Source organism: Synechococcus sp. MU1617 (assembly GCF_020514235.1).
Classification (GTDB): domain Bacteria; phylum Cyanobacteriota; class Cyanobacteriia; order PCC-6307; family Cyanobiaceae; genus Parasynechococcus.
The window spans coordinates 450,068-463,185 of sequence record NZ_VTLB01000001.1; the positions used below are offsets into that span (position 1 = coordinate 450,068).

At 63.3% G+C, this 13,118-nt stretch carries 15 protein-coding genes; 6 read left to right on the forward strand and 9 right to left on the reverse strand.

Annotated elements, in window-relative coordinates; translation table 11 throughout:
- Window positions 1–33 precede the first annotated feature (33 nt).
- Genes FZZ90_RS02485 through FZZ90_RS02495 form a run of 3 tightly spaced genes read left to right on the forward strand, consistent with a single transcriptional unit; the run spans window position 34 to window position 2,555 of the window.
- Complete coding sequence (locus tag FZZ90_RS02485) at window positions 34–1,002, forward strand: rhodanese-related sulfurtransferase (RefSeq protein WP_226424181.1); 969 nt, start codon at window positions 34–36, stop codon at window positions 1,000–1,002.
- A 49-nt stretch (window positions 1,003–1,051) separates the two neighbouring features.
- Window positions 1,052–2,023, forward strand: coding sequence for a DUF952 domain-containing protein (locus tag FZZ90_RS02490; protein WP_226424182.1), 972 nt, complete (start codon window positions 1,052–1,054; stop codon window positions 2,021–2,023).
- Window positions 2,024–2,057: 34 nt separating this feature from the next.
- A complete protein-coding gene (locus tag FZZ90_RS02495; protein WP_226424183.1) occupies window positions 2,058–2,555 on the forward strand; it encodes a hypothetical protein in 498 nt (165 codons plus the stop codon).
- Here the strand turns inward: FZZ90_RS02495 and lipA are convergent.
- Complete coding sequence (lipA, locus tag FZZ90_RS02500; protein ID WP_226424184.1) at window positions 2,540–3,439, reverse strand: lipoyl synthase; 900 nt, start codon at window positions 3,437–3,439, stop codon at window positions 2,540–2,542. The genes FZZ90_RS02495 and lipA overlap by 16 nt on opposite strands.
- Window positions 3,436–4,011, reverse strand: coding sequence for a recombination mediator RecR (gene recR, locus FZZ90_RS02505; protein WP_226424442.1), 576 nt, complete (start codon window positions 4,009–4,011; stop codon window positions 3,436–3,438). Before recR ends, lipA begins: the two co-directional genes overlap by 4 nt.
- A 134-nt stretch (window positions 4,012–4,145) precedes the next feature.
- Between recR and psbP the strand changes: the two genes are divergently transcribed.
- The gene (gene psbP, locus FZZ90_RS02510; protein ID WP_226424185.1) at window positions 4,146–4,700 is read left to right on the forward strand and encodes a photosystem II reaction center PsbP; all 555 of its coding nucleotides are present in this window, start codon (window positions 4,146–4,148) and stop codon (window positions 4,698–4,700) included.
- Here the strand turns inward: psbP and FZZ90_RS02515 are convergent, their stop codons facing one another.
- The 3 genes from FZZ90_RS02515 to FZZ90_RS02525 all read right to left on the reverse strand — a co-directional run bounded on the left by FZZ90_RS02515 (window position 4,701) and on the right by FZZ90_RS02525 (window position 9,631).
- Window positions 4,701–5,645 (reverse strand): LCP family protein, encoded by a 945-nt coding sequence (locus FZZ90_RS02515; protein WP_226424186.1) that lies wholly within the window; start codon window positions 5,643–5,645, stop codon window positions 4,701–4,703.
- 66 nt (window positions 5,646–5,711) lie between these two features.
- Entirely contained in the window at window positions 5,712–7,811 is a 2,100-nt protein-coding gene (locus FZZ90_RS02520; protein WP_226424443.1) for a cation:proton antiporter, read from the reverse strand.
- A gap of 62 nt (window positions 7,812–7,873) precedes the next feature.
- Window positions 7,874–9,631, reverse strand: coding sequence for an ABC transporter ATP-binding protein (locus FZZ90_RS02525; protein WP_226424187.1), 1,758 nt, complete (start codon window positions 9,629–9,631; stop codon window positions 7,874–7,876).
- Between the two features lie 59 nt (window positions 9,632–9,690).
- Between FZZ90_RS02525 and FZZ90_RS02530 the strand changes: the two genes are divergently transcribed.
- The gene (locus tag FZZ90_RS02530; protein WP_370631012.1) at window positions 9,691–9,927 is read left to right on the forward strand and encodes a hypothetical protein; all 237 of its coding nucleotides are present in this window, start codon (window positions 9,691–9,693) and stop codon (window positions 9,925–9,927) included.
- Between the two features lie 3 nt (window positions 9,928–9,930).
- Here FZZ90_RS02530 and FZZ90_RS02535 read toward each other — a convergent pair whose 3' ends face one another.
- Window positions 9,931–10,221: an RNA-binding protein gene (locus FZZ90_RS02535; protein ID WP_226424188.1), complete on the reverse strand. Its 291-nt coding sequence runs from the start codon at window positions 10,219–10,221 to the stop codon at window positions 9,931–9,933.
- Window positions 10,222–10,418: 197 nt separating this feature from the next.
- On the opposite strand from FZZ90_RS02535, the gene FZZ90_RS02540 reads away from it, so the two are divergent.
- Window positions 10,419–10,613, forward strand: coding sequence for a hypothetical protein (locus tag FZZ90_RS02540; protein WP_226424189.1), 195 nt, complete (start codon window positions 10,419–10,421; stop codon window positions 10,611–10,613).
- 20 nt (window positions 10,614–10,633) lie between these two features.
- Here the strand turns inward: FZZ90_RS02540 and FZZ90_RS02545 are convergent, their stop codons facing one another.
- From FZZ90_RS02545 to FZZ90_RS02555, 3 genes are all read right to left on the reverse strand, one after another.
- The gene (locus tag FZZ90_RS02545) at window positions 10,634–10,882 is read right to left on the reverse strand and encodes a hypothetical protein (RefSeq protein WP_226424190.1); all 249 of its coding nucleotides are present in this window, start codon (window positions 10,880–10,882) and stop codon (window positions 10,634–10,636) included.
- Window positions 10,882–12,669 carry a DEAD/DEAH box helicase gene (locus FZZ90_RS02550; protein WP_226424191.1) on the reverse strand — a complete coding sequence of 596 codons (1,788 nt, stop codon included), beginning with the start codon at window positions 12,667–12,669 and terminating at the stop codon, window positions 10,882–10,884. The genes FZZ90_RS02545 and FZZ90_RS02550 overlap by 1 nt, the downstream gene beginning before the upstream one ends.
- A 103-nt stretch (window positions 12,670–12,772) precedes the next feature.
- Entirely contained in the window at window positions 12,773–13,114 is a 342-nt protein-coding gene (locus tag FZZ90_RS02555; RefSeq protein WP_226424192.1) for a phosphomannose isomerase type II C-terminal cupin domain, read from the reverse strand.
- Window positions 13,115–13,118: the final 4 nt, after the last annotated feature.

The window sequence follows — 13,118 nt, forward strand, 5'->3', positions numbered from 1 at the left end:
TGCAGGCTGGAGGACTGTTGAACCCGTAACAGCGTGGACCCGAGCAACCTGGAGCCTGTGCTGGCGAAAGACAGCCGACTCCTGGTAGCGGCGTTTTATGCCTTCACGCCCCTGGACGACAAGCGACGGGAGACATTGCTAAGCAGCTTGCCGACCCTGGCTCGCGATGGCAGCGTGCTCGGCTCGGTGTTGGTGGCCCATGAAGGGGTGAACGGCACGATCAGTGGCCCGGAATCAGCGGTTGATGCGGTGCTGGATCATCTGCGCGCTTCCCTGGTGCTCGGCAACGACCACTACGCACGGCTGGAGGTGAAGCGCAGCTGGGCCAAAAAGCCGGTGTTCCGCCGCTTCAAAGCCAGGCGCAAAAAGGAGATCGTGACCATCGGCGTGAACAGCGTGGACCCCCGCACCAGCGTGGGCACCTACGTGGAAGCGAACGACTGGAATGCACTGGTGGATGATCCCGAGACCCTGGTGATCGACACCCGCAACAGCTACGAAACAGCGATCGGCACGTTCGAGGGGGCCATCGACCCCAGCACCGAGAGCTTCCGCGACTTTCCGCAATGGGCAGAGTCCACGCTGCGGCCCCTGATCGAACAGAAGGGCAGCAAACGCATCGCCATGTTCTGCACTGGCGGAATCCGTTGCGAGAAAGCCAGCAGCTACCTGCAGCAACAAGGCTTCGGGGAGGTGCATCACCTGCGTGGGGGCATCCTGAAGTACCTCGAGCAGGTACCGGAAACCGAGAGCCGCTGGCGAGGGGAGTGCTTTGTTTTTGATCAACGGGTGGCGTTGAACCACCAGCTGGAACCCGGCGAGCACAGCCTTTGCCACGCCTGCGGCCTACCGGTGTCAGCCCAGCAACGCGAACTGCCGAGCTACATCAAAGGGGTGCAGTGCGTGCACTGCGTGGATCGCTTCACCGATGCCGATCGGGAACGCTTCGCCATGCGGCAACACCAGATCGACCAACACAACATCGACCAGCAGCAAGCCTGAAGAGATCAGGCCGCATCGGACAATCCCTGCCAGGGACCATCCGGATGCCGTGCTGCCGATCCTTTACAGCTTTCGCCGTTGCCCCTACGCCATGCGCGCCCGCTGGGCCCTGCTGGAGGCCGGGTTACTGGTGCAGTGGCGCGAAATCGCCCTGAAGGCCAAACCGGCTGAGATGTTGGCGGTCTCCCCCAAGGGCACGGTGCCCGTGTTGGTGTTGCCGAACGGCGAGGTGATCGAGGAAAGCCTGGCCGTGATGGACTGGGCCCTTGCTCAGGCGGACCCTCGCGAGCTGCGCAACACCGGCGATGCCTCAGCACTGATCGAGCAGAACGACGGCCCGTTCAAGCACCATCTGGACCGGTTCAAGTACACCGACCGCTACCCCGGTACCAACAAAGAGGAACAGCGCGCCGCCGGTCTGGCGATCCTGACCAGCTGGAACCAAAGGATCGCTGCTCAGGGCTGGCTGCTGGGAGAGCACTGCTCACTGGCGGATGCCGCCCTCTGGCCGTTCGTGCGGCAGTGGCGCATCGCCGATCCGGAGGGCTTCGATAACGACAACGCGCTGGAGGCACTGCGCCACTGGCTCCATCGCTTCCTCGAGGATCCCCGCTTCGAGCGGCTGATGCAGCGCGCCGACCCCTGGAATGCCGGTGGGCAGCAACACCACTTCCCCGCCGATGCCATCGCGGTGCCCCTGGATCAACCCCTGTTTCACCTGGCCCTCAAGGCCGACTGGCAAGCGGCCCAGGCCAGCGGCAGCTACCGCATCTCAACCCGGGGGATGACGTTGGAGCAGGTGGGCTTCATCCACTGCTCCTGGCAAGAGCAGGTGAAGGCAACCTTTGAACGGTTCTATGCCGACGCTGGCGAGGTGCTGCTACTGGAGATTGATCCCGCCGCAGTGAATGCTCCCCTACGGGCCGATGCCATTCCCACCGGCGACCTGTTCCCCCATCTCTATGGGGCGCTGCCTCTGGAGGCGGTGTGCTCGGTCGGCTTCATGCCAGAGGCAGCATGACTGCAGGACGATGACCACGGCCAGATCCCGATCGATGCTTGAGCAATTGGAAGCCGAGGCCCGCGAGCGGGAGCTTCTGCTGCGATTACAGGTGGGCCGTCCCCTGGGGCTGTGGAGCCTGCGCTTGGTGGTGGCCCGGCAAGCCGCCAGCGGCAGTCTTTTGCTGCTGGGGGAAATGAAGGGATGGGCCTACCCCGCTGCCACGGGCCTGCAGCTCGACACGATGCGGGTGATGCCGAAGGCACCGGCGGGCGTGGGTGATCTGATCTGGGCGGCCACCATGGCCTGGGCCCAGGAGGCCACCCCCTGTTCACGGGCCCGGTTACTGGCCATCCGCGACGACGAGCAGCAGCACCGCCGGCTGGTGCGCTACTTCCGCCAACGCGGCTTCAGCAAATCTCGCGATGTGGAAGCAGCCCTCGGGGATCTACCCCTGCGCATGGTCTGGGGTGGTGCCGGGGCCCTGATGAGCGGTGAGGTGGCCACCGTGCTGGATCGCAGTCTGCAGGGCTGGCGTCAATCGGCGGCGTGATAGCTGCTGCGCACCAGCGGGCCACTGCGCACCTGGGCAAACCCCAGCTCACGGGCCACCTCCGCCAATGCGTCGAACTCCTGCGGCGTCCAGTAGCGGGCCACTGGAATGTGCTCCAGCGAGGGACGCAGGTACTGCCCCAGGGTGATCCTTTGGCAATCCACGGCACGGAGATCCTGGAGGGTGGCGATCACCTCATCGCGGGTTTCCCCCAAGCCGAGCATCAGGCCACTTTTTGTCGGGATCTCGGGCGCCAGCTCTCGGGCCGCCGCCAGTAAACCAAGCGATCGTTCATAGGTGGCACCCCGGCGCACCTCCCCCTGCAACCGCTGCACCGTTTCCAGGTTGTGGTTAAAGCACACTGGTTGGGCCGCCAGCACCGTCGCCAGCCGCTCCCGCTGGGCCATCACGGCCCGCTCGGGGTCCGCCACACCGCCCCAGAAATCGGGGGTGAGCACCTCAAGGGCGATGAGCGGATTGCGGGCCCGGATCGCCGCCATGGTGCTGGTGAACAGGTTGGCGCCGTGGTCGGCAAGATCGTCACGGGCCACCGCCGTGAGCACCACGTAGCGGAGTTGCATCGCCTCCACCGCATCGGCCACCCGCTCCGCTTCAGCCGCATCCAGCGGCATCGGGGCCTGGCCCTTGTCCACCTGGCAGAAGGCACAACTGCGTGTGCAGATCGATCCGCCCAGGAGGAACGTCGCCGTTCCGGCGGCGTAGCACTCGCCGCGGTTGGGGCAACGCCCCTCCTCGCAGATGGTGTGCAGGCGGTTCTGTTTGACCAGCCCCTGCACCCGCTCCAACTCGGAGGCGTTGCCAATCGGCCGCCTCAGCCATTCCGGCAATCGCTCGGCGGGAGGGATCGCGCTGTACTTGCTCATACCGGCCGGCGCCCCTCCAGGGCCCTGCTCAGGGTGACCTCATCGGCGTATTCAAGTTCACTGCCCATCGGCAGGCCGTAGGCGATCCGGCTCACCGAACAGAAGGGCTTGAGCAGCCGCCCCAGATACAAGCTGGTGGTATCCCCCTCCACGCTGGGGGTGAGAGCCAGAATCACCTCACTGATCTCCTCATTGGTGATCCGCTGCACCAGTTCGGTGACGTGCAGCAGCTCCGGTCCAATGCCGTCCATGGGCGAAATCAGGCCCCCAAGCACGTGGTAGCGCCCCTGAAATTCACGGGTGCGCTCCAGCGCCAGAAGATCCCGGGAATCGGCAACCACGCAAATCACCCCGTTGCGGCGCTCGGGGTTGCGGCAAATTTCACATTCGGGATCCGCGGAGAGGTGGAAACAGGTTTGGCACTGGCCCACCTGGGTGCGGGCCGCCAAAAGGGCATCAGCGAACTGATGGATCTGCTCCTCTGGTTGATTCAGTAGATGCAGGGCAAGCCGCTGGGCCGTGCGCGGGCCAATGCCGGGCAGACGCTCGAACTGATCAATCAGCCGGGCCAACGGTTTGGTGAAGCCGCTCAGTGGTCTGCCGCCAATGCGGGAAATGTAGGAGTTGCGGAGATCATCTGCCGCAACAGTGGTCACGGCCATCAGGGCACGAAGGCAGAATGGCCCGTGGATTGATCGCCCCGCTGATGCAGCTCCTCCAATCTCTGAGTCGCGTGATCGTTTGCAGCGTCCTGGCACTGGTGCTGGGAGCCTGCGCAGCGGGACCAACGGCCGGGCTGCAGTCGTACCAAAGCCCGGATGGCCGTTTCGCCTTCCTCTATCCCACCGGTTGGACCGAGGTGCAGGTGAGCAACGGCCCCCGGGTGGTGTTTCACGACCTGATCCACAGCGATGAAACCGTGAGCCTGATGATCAACAAGGTGAGCGAAGACAACGAGCTGAGTGAACTGGGCAGCGCCGTCGCCGTGGGAGAGCGGCTGCGCCGTGAGGTGATCGCCACCGCCGGCAGCGGCCGCACCGCCGAGCTGGTGGAAGCGCAGGAGCGCGAGGTGAATGGCCACACCTTCTACGACCTCGAATACGCCGTGCACCTGGAAGACCGCGACCGCCACGAGCTGGCGACCGTGGTGGTGGACCGAGGGCGCCTCTACACCCTGGCCACCAGCGTCAACGAAGACCGCTGGGCCAAGGTTGGAGACCTCTGCGGACGGGTGGTGCACTCACTGACCCTGCTGATCTGATCAGAACAGGAAGCGGAAGCGCTGGCTGCTGGCCTTACTCGCATCAGCCCCACTGCTCGACTTGGCGGGCCACTCCGTATCCAGATAGCTGATGCCATCGGCATTGAACGGCACCGCCTTCAGGCTGGAGGCATTGAGGTCGGTGGTGCCCATGGCGGTGATCAATCCCCCCAGTTCCATCGGCCCCAGATCCGTCTCCAAGGCCTGGCCAGCAGCGGTGATCAAAGCCGGCAGGCGGATCAGATTCTGCGGTTGTTTCATCTGCTCAAACAGACCCTTCAACGCCAGCTGCTGCCGTTCAAGCCGGCCGAAATCGCCGCGGCCGTCGTTGCGCCAACGCAGAAAGCCCTCCAGATCCTTGCCCCTTAACAGCTGAGGGCCGGGCTGCAGGTCGATCACCAGGTTCTGACTGCGATCGACGTAATAAAGGCGCTTGGGAACATCCACTTCGATGCCCCCCACCAGGTTGGCCAGGGTTTCGATCGCATCCAGGCGCACGAGGATGTGATGGCGGATCGGGCGGTTCATCAACCGCGACAACTCCCGCTCCACCGCCTCCACACCGCCGTAAGCCATCAGTGCATTCAGCTTGATGCCACCGAAGCCCTCGGCATCGATGTAGCTGTCGCGGGGGATCTGGGTGATCGTTGTGGTGGTGCCATCCACCCGCACCGTGAAAATCACATCAGTGTTGTTGCCAGTGCGGTCTCGGCCCAGCACCACCACCTCCCTTGCCCCGAAGCCGGTCCAACCAACAAATGGGTTGGCAAGCGGCGCAGGCTGAGGCAGCGCGAAAGGTTGATCTGCAGTCCTGGACGGCGCCATGATCAACCGACACAGAGGCACCGACAAGATCAGGCCGCCGCTGAGACCCACAACCACAGCAGCAACCACCGGCCATGTGATGGCCTCAGTTGACGCCTTAGCAGGGGGGGCTTGTGGCATGGACTACACGCTATGCAGCATCTTGGCGCGCTCGTCCCATCTCGGGAAGAGGTGCGCAGGCCTCTGTTAAACCAAGGGATCGCTGATCACCATCGAGGCACAGGGGAGCTGGCGGATCAATTTGCTGATGCGATCACTGCCGGGAATCGGCAGTCCAGCCACCCGCCTGCGCTGAGTGCGCAAGATCACCAGATCGTGTTCGCGGCTGAGGCGATGAATGGCCCCATCGATGCCGGGCCCCCGCACGATCACGATGTGGAACCGCTCCTCTGGAATCCCCGGCGGACGCCAGCGAATCAGCTGCTGTTCCATCCAGTGACGGTCCTGGCCGCTGAAGCGGGGGTCGTGCACATGCAGCAGGGTGATCCGAACGCGCTGATCCTCCGGGGCTGAGTTGATCACCCGCAGCGCCAGTTCGAACTGCTCGCGGGCGCTGGCGGAGAGGTCTTTGATCGGAACAAGGATTCGACCCAGGCTGCTATCGGTCTCACGGCCCAGGTTCACCACCACCACCGGACAGTGAGCCGTGCGACAGACCCCATCAACGATGTCGCCCATTAGCCAGGCCCGAAGTTGATCGGTGCGGGCTGCACCGATCAGCAACAGATCCGCGGCCTGTTCCAAAGCTGTGCGGCTCATACCACCGGCAATGTCTTCATCCAGCCTCAGCAGGCTGCGGGTGGGCACAGCCAACTGGGCACCGATGCTCTCCGCCGTGCTGAGGCGTCCACGGGCTGCGGCAACAGCCCGGTTCAAACCACCGCGCATTTCTTCGAGGCTGGGATTCACCATCGCCAGGGGGAGCAGCAACCCTTCAGCCCCCGACGATCCCCGTACCAATCGGGCCGCCATGCTCAACAACCCCTTCTCAGTGCTGGGGTTGGCCACCGGCACCACGATGCGCAGGGGGCGCTGCACCACCTCATTGACGCCGTCCAGCACCGCTGCCTCCTCACCGAAGCTGACCGGCACCGCATCGGGACTGGGATCCTTGAGCCGTGTCACCGACTGCTCCGTGAGGATCGGCCCCAGGGTGGCCGTCACCACCATCACCGCCAGCACACTGTTCAGCACGGTCTGATTGAGCAGACCCGCCTGGTAGCCGATGAAGGCCGTGGCCAGGGTCGCCGCCACCTTGGGCATCGTCAGCGACCACATCATCAGGATCTGGGCGCGGCGATAACCGAACAGCCGTCCGCTCAGCCAGGACGCCAGACCCTTGCCGCCGATAGCGCCTACCAGCATCAGCGCGGTGAACTGAAAGTTGGCCAGGCTTTGGCCGAGGCTGCCCAGATCCAGCAGCAATCCAAGGTCGATGAAGAAGATCGGGATGAACAGCACGCCACCCACAAAAATCACCTGTTCCTTCACCCGGCCCTCGGGCAGCACGGAATTCACCGCCAGACCAGCCAGGAAGGCGCCGACAATCTTCTCGACGCCGGCCAGCTCAGCCCCAAGGGAGGCCAGGAACAGTGCCACCAAAACAGCGAGCACCATCCGGTTTTCATCGCTGATGCCCCGCAGCACCAGGCGCCGGCCCAGCCAGCGGATGCCGATCACCACCACCAGAGCGAAGCCACCGATCTTGAGCAGCAACAGGCCCAGGCCAAGACCGCTGAGGCTGCCCTGGCCCAGCCCCAGCCCCACCGCCAGGAGCAGCAGGGCCACGATGTCGGTGAAGATCGTGCTGCCAACGCTCACCACCACCGCCTCGTCCTTCTGGGCGCCGTAACTGCGCACGATCGGATAGCCCAGGGGGGTGTGAGTGGCCATCAGGGCGCCGAGCAACAGGCACGACACCGAGGCGAAGCCCGCCATCAGGCCGATCGACACACCCGTACCCACACCGATCAACAGGATCAATAGGCCATAGATGAACGAGCGGCGCTTGACCCGGTTGAACTCCTCGAGGTCAATCTCCAGACCCATCGTGAACAGCAGATACACCGCCCCGAGATCGGAGAGCAGCCGTACCGTTTCGCTGCTGCTGTCGACCCAGTTCAAAGCGTGGGGACCCACCAGCACGCCAGCTGCCAGCAACCCCACCAGATCGGGAAGACCCAGCCGCCGGATCAACGGCGGCACCGCCGCACTGATCGCCACCAACAGCGAGAACACCCCAAGGGGGTGATGCATCACATGGCTGATCGAGGCCTGCATGGCCATGGCTGCACCGCCGGCTTGCGGACCCAGCATGGTCGCCGGATCTGCCGGCAACAACAGCTGCTTCAGGAAGCGATAACCCCTTCGCCGGCCTGCACCTGCCAGAGGTTGGTGTAGATCCCGCCCTGGGCCACCAGGCTGTCATGGCTGCCCTGCTCCACAATCCGGCCCTGGTCCATCACCACAATCCAATCGGCAAGGCGAACCGTGCTGAGCCGGTGGGCGATCACCACGGTGGTGCGGTGCTGGGTGATCTGCACCAAGGAGCGCTGAATGGCGGCTTCGGTGTCGTTGTCCACCGCTGCGGTGGCTTCATCGAGCACCAGCACCGGGGCATCTTTGAGGATGGCGCGGGCCAGGGCGATGCGTTGGCGCTGTCCGCCCGAGAGGCGCTGCCCCCGCTCCCCCACCAGGGTGTCGTACCCCTGGGGCAAGGCATCGATGAATCCAGAGGCTTCCGCCAAGCGAGCGGCCTGCTCAATCGCCACCGGATCGGGATCTGCGACCCCGTAGGCGATGTTCTCGGCCACGGTGCCGTGGAAGAGGTAAACGTCCTGACTCACCAGGGCGATGCAGCGGCGCAGGTCTTGAAGCTGCAGGGTGTCGATGGGGACACCATCCAGGCAGATGCTTCCGCCATCGCGCTCATACAGCCGCAACAGCAGCTTCACCACCGTGCTCTTGCCGGACCCCGTCGCCCCGACGATGCCGAGGGTCGATCCCGCTTGCACGGTCAGGTCGAAGCCCTGCAGCAGGGCTGATCGGCCGGCATAGGCGAAATCCACCGCTTCAAAGCGAATCTCACCCCGCAGCCGCTGCGGATCCACAGGCACCGTTCCTCCCTGGATCAGCACCGGCGTGTCGATCAGATCGAGCACCCGTTGCGTGGAGGCCATCGACCGCTGGTATTCATCCAGGGTTCGGCCAATGGCGGTTAACGGCCAGAGCAGGCGCTGGGTGATGAACACCAGAACGCTGTAGGTGGCTACCGGCAGTTCCCCTGCCAAGGCCTTGAAGCCACCGATCAACAGGATCGCCAGGAAGGCGAACAGAATCGCGAAGCGAATCAAGGGGATAAAGGCCGCCGAGAGACGAATCGCCCGGGCATTGCTCTGGCGGTAGGCCAGGCTCTCCGCCCGCAGACGTTCCAATTCCAGAGCTTCAGCGGTGAAGCTCTTGATCGTGAGCATTCCCCCCAGATTGTTGGCAAGCCGGGAGGCGAGGTCGCCCGCCCGGGCCCGCACCTCCCGGTAACGCGGCGCCAGCTGGCGCTGGAAATGCAGCGATCCCCAAAGAATCACCGGAATCGGCAGGTAGGCGAACAGGGCCACCTCCGGCGCCACCATCGCCATGCCGATGCCCACCACCAGCACGGTGGTGATCAATTGCAGGATCTGATTGGCACCGCGATCCAGAAAGCGTTCGAGCTGATTGATGTCGTCATTAAGCACCGCCATCAGGCGACCGGTACTGTCCTGCTCGAAAAAGGCCAGCTCCAGCTTTTGCAAATGGTCGTAAGCCTCGAGCCGCAGGCTGTGCTGGGTGGTTTGCGCCAGGTTGCGCCAGAGCACGTCGTAGAGGTACTCGAACAGCGACTCCGCCGCCCAGATCACAAAGGTGAGCAGGGCCAGAAACCACAGTTGCTGGCCGGCGGTCCTCAGACCGAAACCCGCCAGCACAGACTGCTCACCGCGCAGGACCACGTCCAGGGCCAGACCGATCAAGGCGGGTGGGGCCAGATCGAACAGCTTGTTGAGCAGGGAGCAGCTAACCGCTGCGAGCACCAGGCGGCGCTGCGGCGCCAGATGGCGCATCAGCCGCATCAAGGGGGAGCGATTTGCTGAAGCTTTCCTGAGGGTTCGTTCCGACACGGTTTTCACCCTTGAAGACGCACTACAACGGAACCACAACTGAAGGAGGTGCCATGAGCCGATCAAGGTCTTTCAACCGCTTTCACCGTTACCTCGCGCGACAGAAACGCCGCGGACTGCGGGATGTCTTGCCCCAGTTCCAGGACGCCCTTGAGCATCAACAAAGCCCAGCAGACAGCAGTGATGACGTGCTGCGTCGGCTGAGCTTGCGTGAAATGGAATCAGAACTGATAGAGGCGGAAGCCTGAGCCTCAGCCGCGGTAACCGCCACCACCACCACCACGGGGGCCGCCTGAGCGCTCCCGAGGGGTGGCTTTGCTGACGCGGATCATGCGGCCCATCCACTCCACGTCCTGAAGATCGTCGATGGCTTTTTGCTCATCGGCATCATTGACCATCTCGACGAAGGCGAAACCGCGTTTGCGGCCCGTCTCACGATCCAGGGGCAGGCTGCAGTTCTTGACCTCGCCGTACTCATTGAAGAGATCAACAAGATGCTCTTGCTCCGCCTGGAATGAAAGATTGCCGATGTAGATGGTCATGGACCGTGGAACCGTTGAACTTGATCGATCGCTTGAGCCGGTTCCGAAAGCTCGGAGAGGGCCAATGCTCAGGCGTGAACCCGATGACGTTACAGGGCAGTCGCACGAATCAACACAAAAAAAAGAAGCAATTCCGAAGACCCGCCCACAACCAAGCCATCCACTCCATTGTCAGAAGACCCTGACATAGGAGAGAGATGACATTCGACAGCCTTTGTTTCCAAGCCCTGGCCTGGACCGCCGATGGAGAACTGGATCCGGTGGACAAGCTTGTGCTGCTCAACAACTTGATCCGGCAGTCCACGCCGAGCGAGCAGATCGAGTTGATTCAAGTGGTGGAGAAGTTGGCCCTGCTTCAGCCCGAGGCCACCGTGCAGGTGAGCCATCTCTGACCCTTCTTGATCCCCGGGGATCAGAGGCCATAGGTCTCGGCTGCCTTGGCCTTGCAGGTGGCCTGGGCCGTCTGGATCCCTGCCCCGTTCTGCACCTCCGCCAGAAAACAACGGCAGGTGTCGTCCACCATTCCCTCAGGAGGAACAGTCCCAGCCCTCTGTAGCTCGGCCTTGACGGCCGTTCTGCAGAACTGGGTGATAAGGCTGTTGTCCGAAGCCGAAGCAGCCAGAGGAGCCGCAATCAGGCCAACAGCCAGAAGCGCACGCATCAAGAGGCCTGGCTGATCTGCAGTTCGCGGTTCATCACTTTCAAGCAACGCAAGCTGTTGAACACGTCCTCGGGCATGCCCTTGGGCAGATCCACCAGGCTGTGATTGTCGAAAATCTGGATGCGGCCAATCATTCGGCCCTGCAGACCGGTCTCGCCAGCGATGGCGCCCACCAAGTTGCCCGGCTTGACCCGATCGCGGTGACCCACCTCAACCCGGTAGCGCTGCATGTTCTCCTCAGGGGCCCGTGCCGGACGCTCGCGCCGCTCACGGCGCTCGCCCGAATTGCGGTCGCGATCGCGGTCACGGTCGTTGCGACGGGTGTTCTGGATCCAGTCATCGTCTCCCTTGCGCAGCAGCGCATCGGGTCCGATCGCCAGATTGAGCGCCGCCATAGCCAGTTGCTCGGGGCTGAGCTCGAGCTCCGTGGCCACCCGCTGCATCAACTCCTGAAGCAGGGCCGCTTCATCGGCTTCAGGGCGTTGCGCCTGGGCTGCCTCACTTAAACGCTTGCGCAAACGGTCCAACCGCCCCTGGTTGATAGCCGTGTTGCCAGGCACCTCCATCGCTTCAATCGGCTGACCCGTAGCCCGCTCGAGGTTGCGGATGAAACGCCGTTCCCGTGGGGTCACGAACAGAACCGCTTCTCCGGTACGTCCAGCGCGGCCCGTCCGGCCGATGCGGTGCACGTAGGCCTCGCTATCGAACGGCATGTCGTAGTTGATCACCAGGCCGATGCGCTCCACATCAAGACCCCGCGCCGCAACGTCGGTGGCCACAAGGATGTCGACCGATCCACTGCGCAGGCGCTCCACGGTGCGTTCCCGTTGGTTCTGAGGAACGTCGCCATTGAGGACCGCCACCTGATGGCCGCCGGCATCAAGGGTTTCAGCCACGGTCAAGGTGATCGCCTTGGTGCGGGCAAAGATGATCACACCCTCACCACCACAGGCGTCGAGGACCCGTTGCAGGGCTTCGAGCTTGTGCGGCATCGGCACCGTGATCGCACGCTGGCGGATCCGCTTGCCTTCCTGATCCTTGGTGCGAATCGTGACCTCAGCAGGGTCCTTCAGATAACGCTTGGACAGGCGACGGATCTCGGGGGGCATCGTCGCGGAGAACAGCACCACCTGGCGCTGCTCAGGCAATTGATCGAGGATCCACTCGACATCGTCGATGAAGCCCATGCGGAGCATTTCGTCCGCTTCATCAAGCACCAGGCTGCGCAGACCGCTCGTGTCGAGCGTGCCCTGACGCATGTGGTCCATCACCCGACCCGGGGTGCCCACCACAACATCAACCCCGCGCCTGAGGGCACTGATCTGGGAGCGGAAATCCGTGCCGCCGTAAACCGCCAGCACCTTCAGGTGGGGATGGCCAGCGGAGTAAGCCTTGAACGACTCAGCCACCTGCATCGCCAGCTCCCGTGTGGGGGCGAGCACCAAGGCCTGGGGTGTTTTCTGGCCACTCTCAAGACGCTCGAGCAACGGCAACGCAAACGCTGCTGTTTTGCCGGTACCGGTCTGGGCCTGACCCACCAGATCGCGGCCGAGCATCAGCTCGGGGAATGCGGCCTTCTGGATGGGGGACGGATCGGAATATCCCTTGTCCGCCAGGGTGCGGAGCAGGGCCTCACTGAAACCAAAACCGGCAAAACCGGATTCCGGCTCAGCCGATGTGATCGTGGTGGTGAACACCTCAGCATTGGAATTGGATTCCGGCAGCGCGGATGCAGAAAGATCCACTGCGCAGGCGGAATCGTCGCGCTGCTGTTGCTGTTCCGTCATAGAAGGTGGCTTCGCCTGATTGATCCTTGAAATCAGGCTCACAACCTCCCTGCAACGAAGAGTTGCGCTCTGGTTGTGTTGCCTACGCTTCAAAGGTTGGATCTCAAGTTATCACCCGGCCGTAATCATCCTGAAGACGTTCGATGTCGTCTTCCCGAAGATCATCACCGTGCTGAACTTCGAGAATCAGCAGATCCAAGCCATCTGCACGGGCGCGATGCACAGCGCCGCAGGGGATGGAGAGCATGACGCCCTGGCCTGCGGCATGCCATGTCTCACCGCAGAGCAGAGCCCCCGAACCTGACACCACGGTCCAACTTTCGCTGCGATGACGATGCCGCTGCAGAGACAACTGCTGCCCGGCACGAACGAGCAGCCGTTTCACCAAATAGTTGTCCCCCTGAATCAACGTTTCGTACCAGCCCCAGGGACGCTCAACCCGCATCAGA

What these genes read in the sequence shown, in the direction of transcription:
- FZZ90_RS02525 (WP_226424187.1), bottom strand. Translation starts at nt 9,631, where the DNA reads ATGCGGCTGATGCGCCATCTGGCGCCGCAGCGCCGCCTGGTGCTCGCA.
- psbP (WP_226424185.1), top strand. Translation starts at nt 4,146, where the DNA reads ATGCAGCTCCTCCAATCTCTGAGTCGCGTGATCGTTTGCAGCGTCCTG.
- FZZ90_RS02555 (WP_226424192.1), bottom strand. Translation starts at nt 13,114, where the DNA reads ATGCGGGTTGAGCGTCCCTGGGGCTGGTACGAAACGTTGATTCAGGGG.
- FZZ90_RS02550 (WP_226424191.1), bottom strand. Translation starts at nt 12,669, where the DNA reads ATGACGGAACAGCAACAGCAGCGCGACGATTCCGCCTGCGCAGTGGAT.
- FZZ90_RS02495 (WP_226424183.1), top strand. Translation starts at nt 2,058, where the DNA reads ATGCTTGAGCAATTGGAAGCCGAGGCCCGCGAGCGGGAGCTTCTGCTG.
- FZZ90_RS02515 (WP_226424186.1), bottom strand. Translation starts at nt 5,645, where the DNA reads ATGCCACAAGCCCCCCCTGCTAAGGCGTCAACTGAGGCCATCACATGG.
- FZZ90_RS02535 (WP_226424188.1), bottom strand. Translation starts at nt 10,221, where the DNA reads ATGACCATCTACATCGGCAATCTTTCATTCCAGGCGGAGCAAGAGCAT.
- lipA (WP_226424184.1), bottom strand. Translation starts at nt 3,439, where the DNA reads ATGAGCAAGTACAGCGCGATCCCTCCCGCCGAGCGATTGCCGGAATGG.
- FZZ90_RS02540 (WP_226424189.1), top strand. Translation starts at nt 10,419, where the DNA reads ATGACATTCGACAGCCTTTGTTTCCAAGCCCTGGCCTGGACCGCCGAT.
- FZZ90_RS02520 (WP_226424443.1), bottom strand. Translation starts at nt 7,811, where the DNA reads ATGGCCATGCAGGCCTCGATCAGCCATGTGATGCATCACCCCCTTGGG.
- FZZ90_RS02545 (WP_226424190.1), bottom strand. Translation starts at nt 10,882, where the DNA reads ATGCGTGCGCTTCTGGCTGTTGGCCTGATTGCGGCTCCTCTGGCTGCT.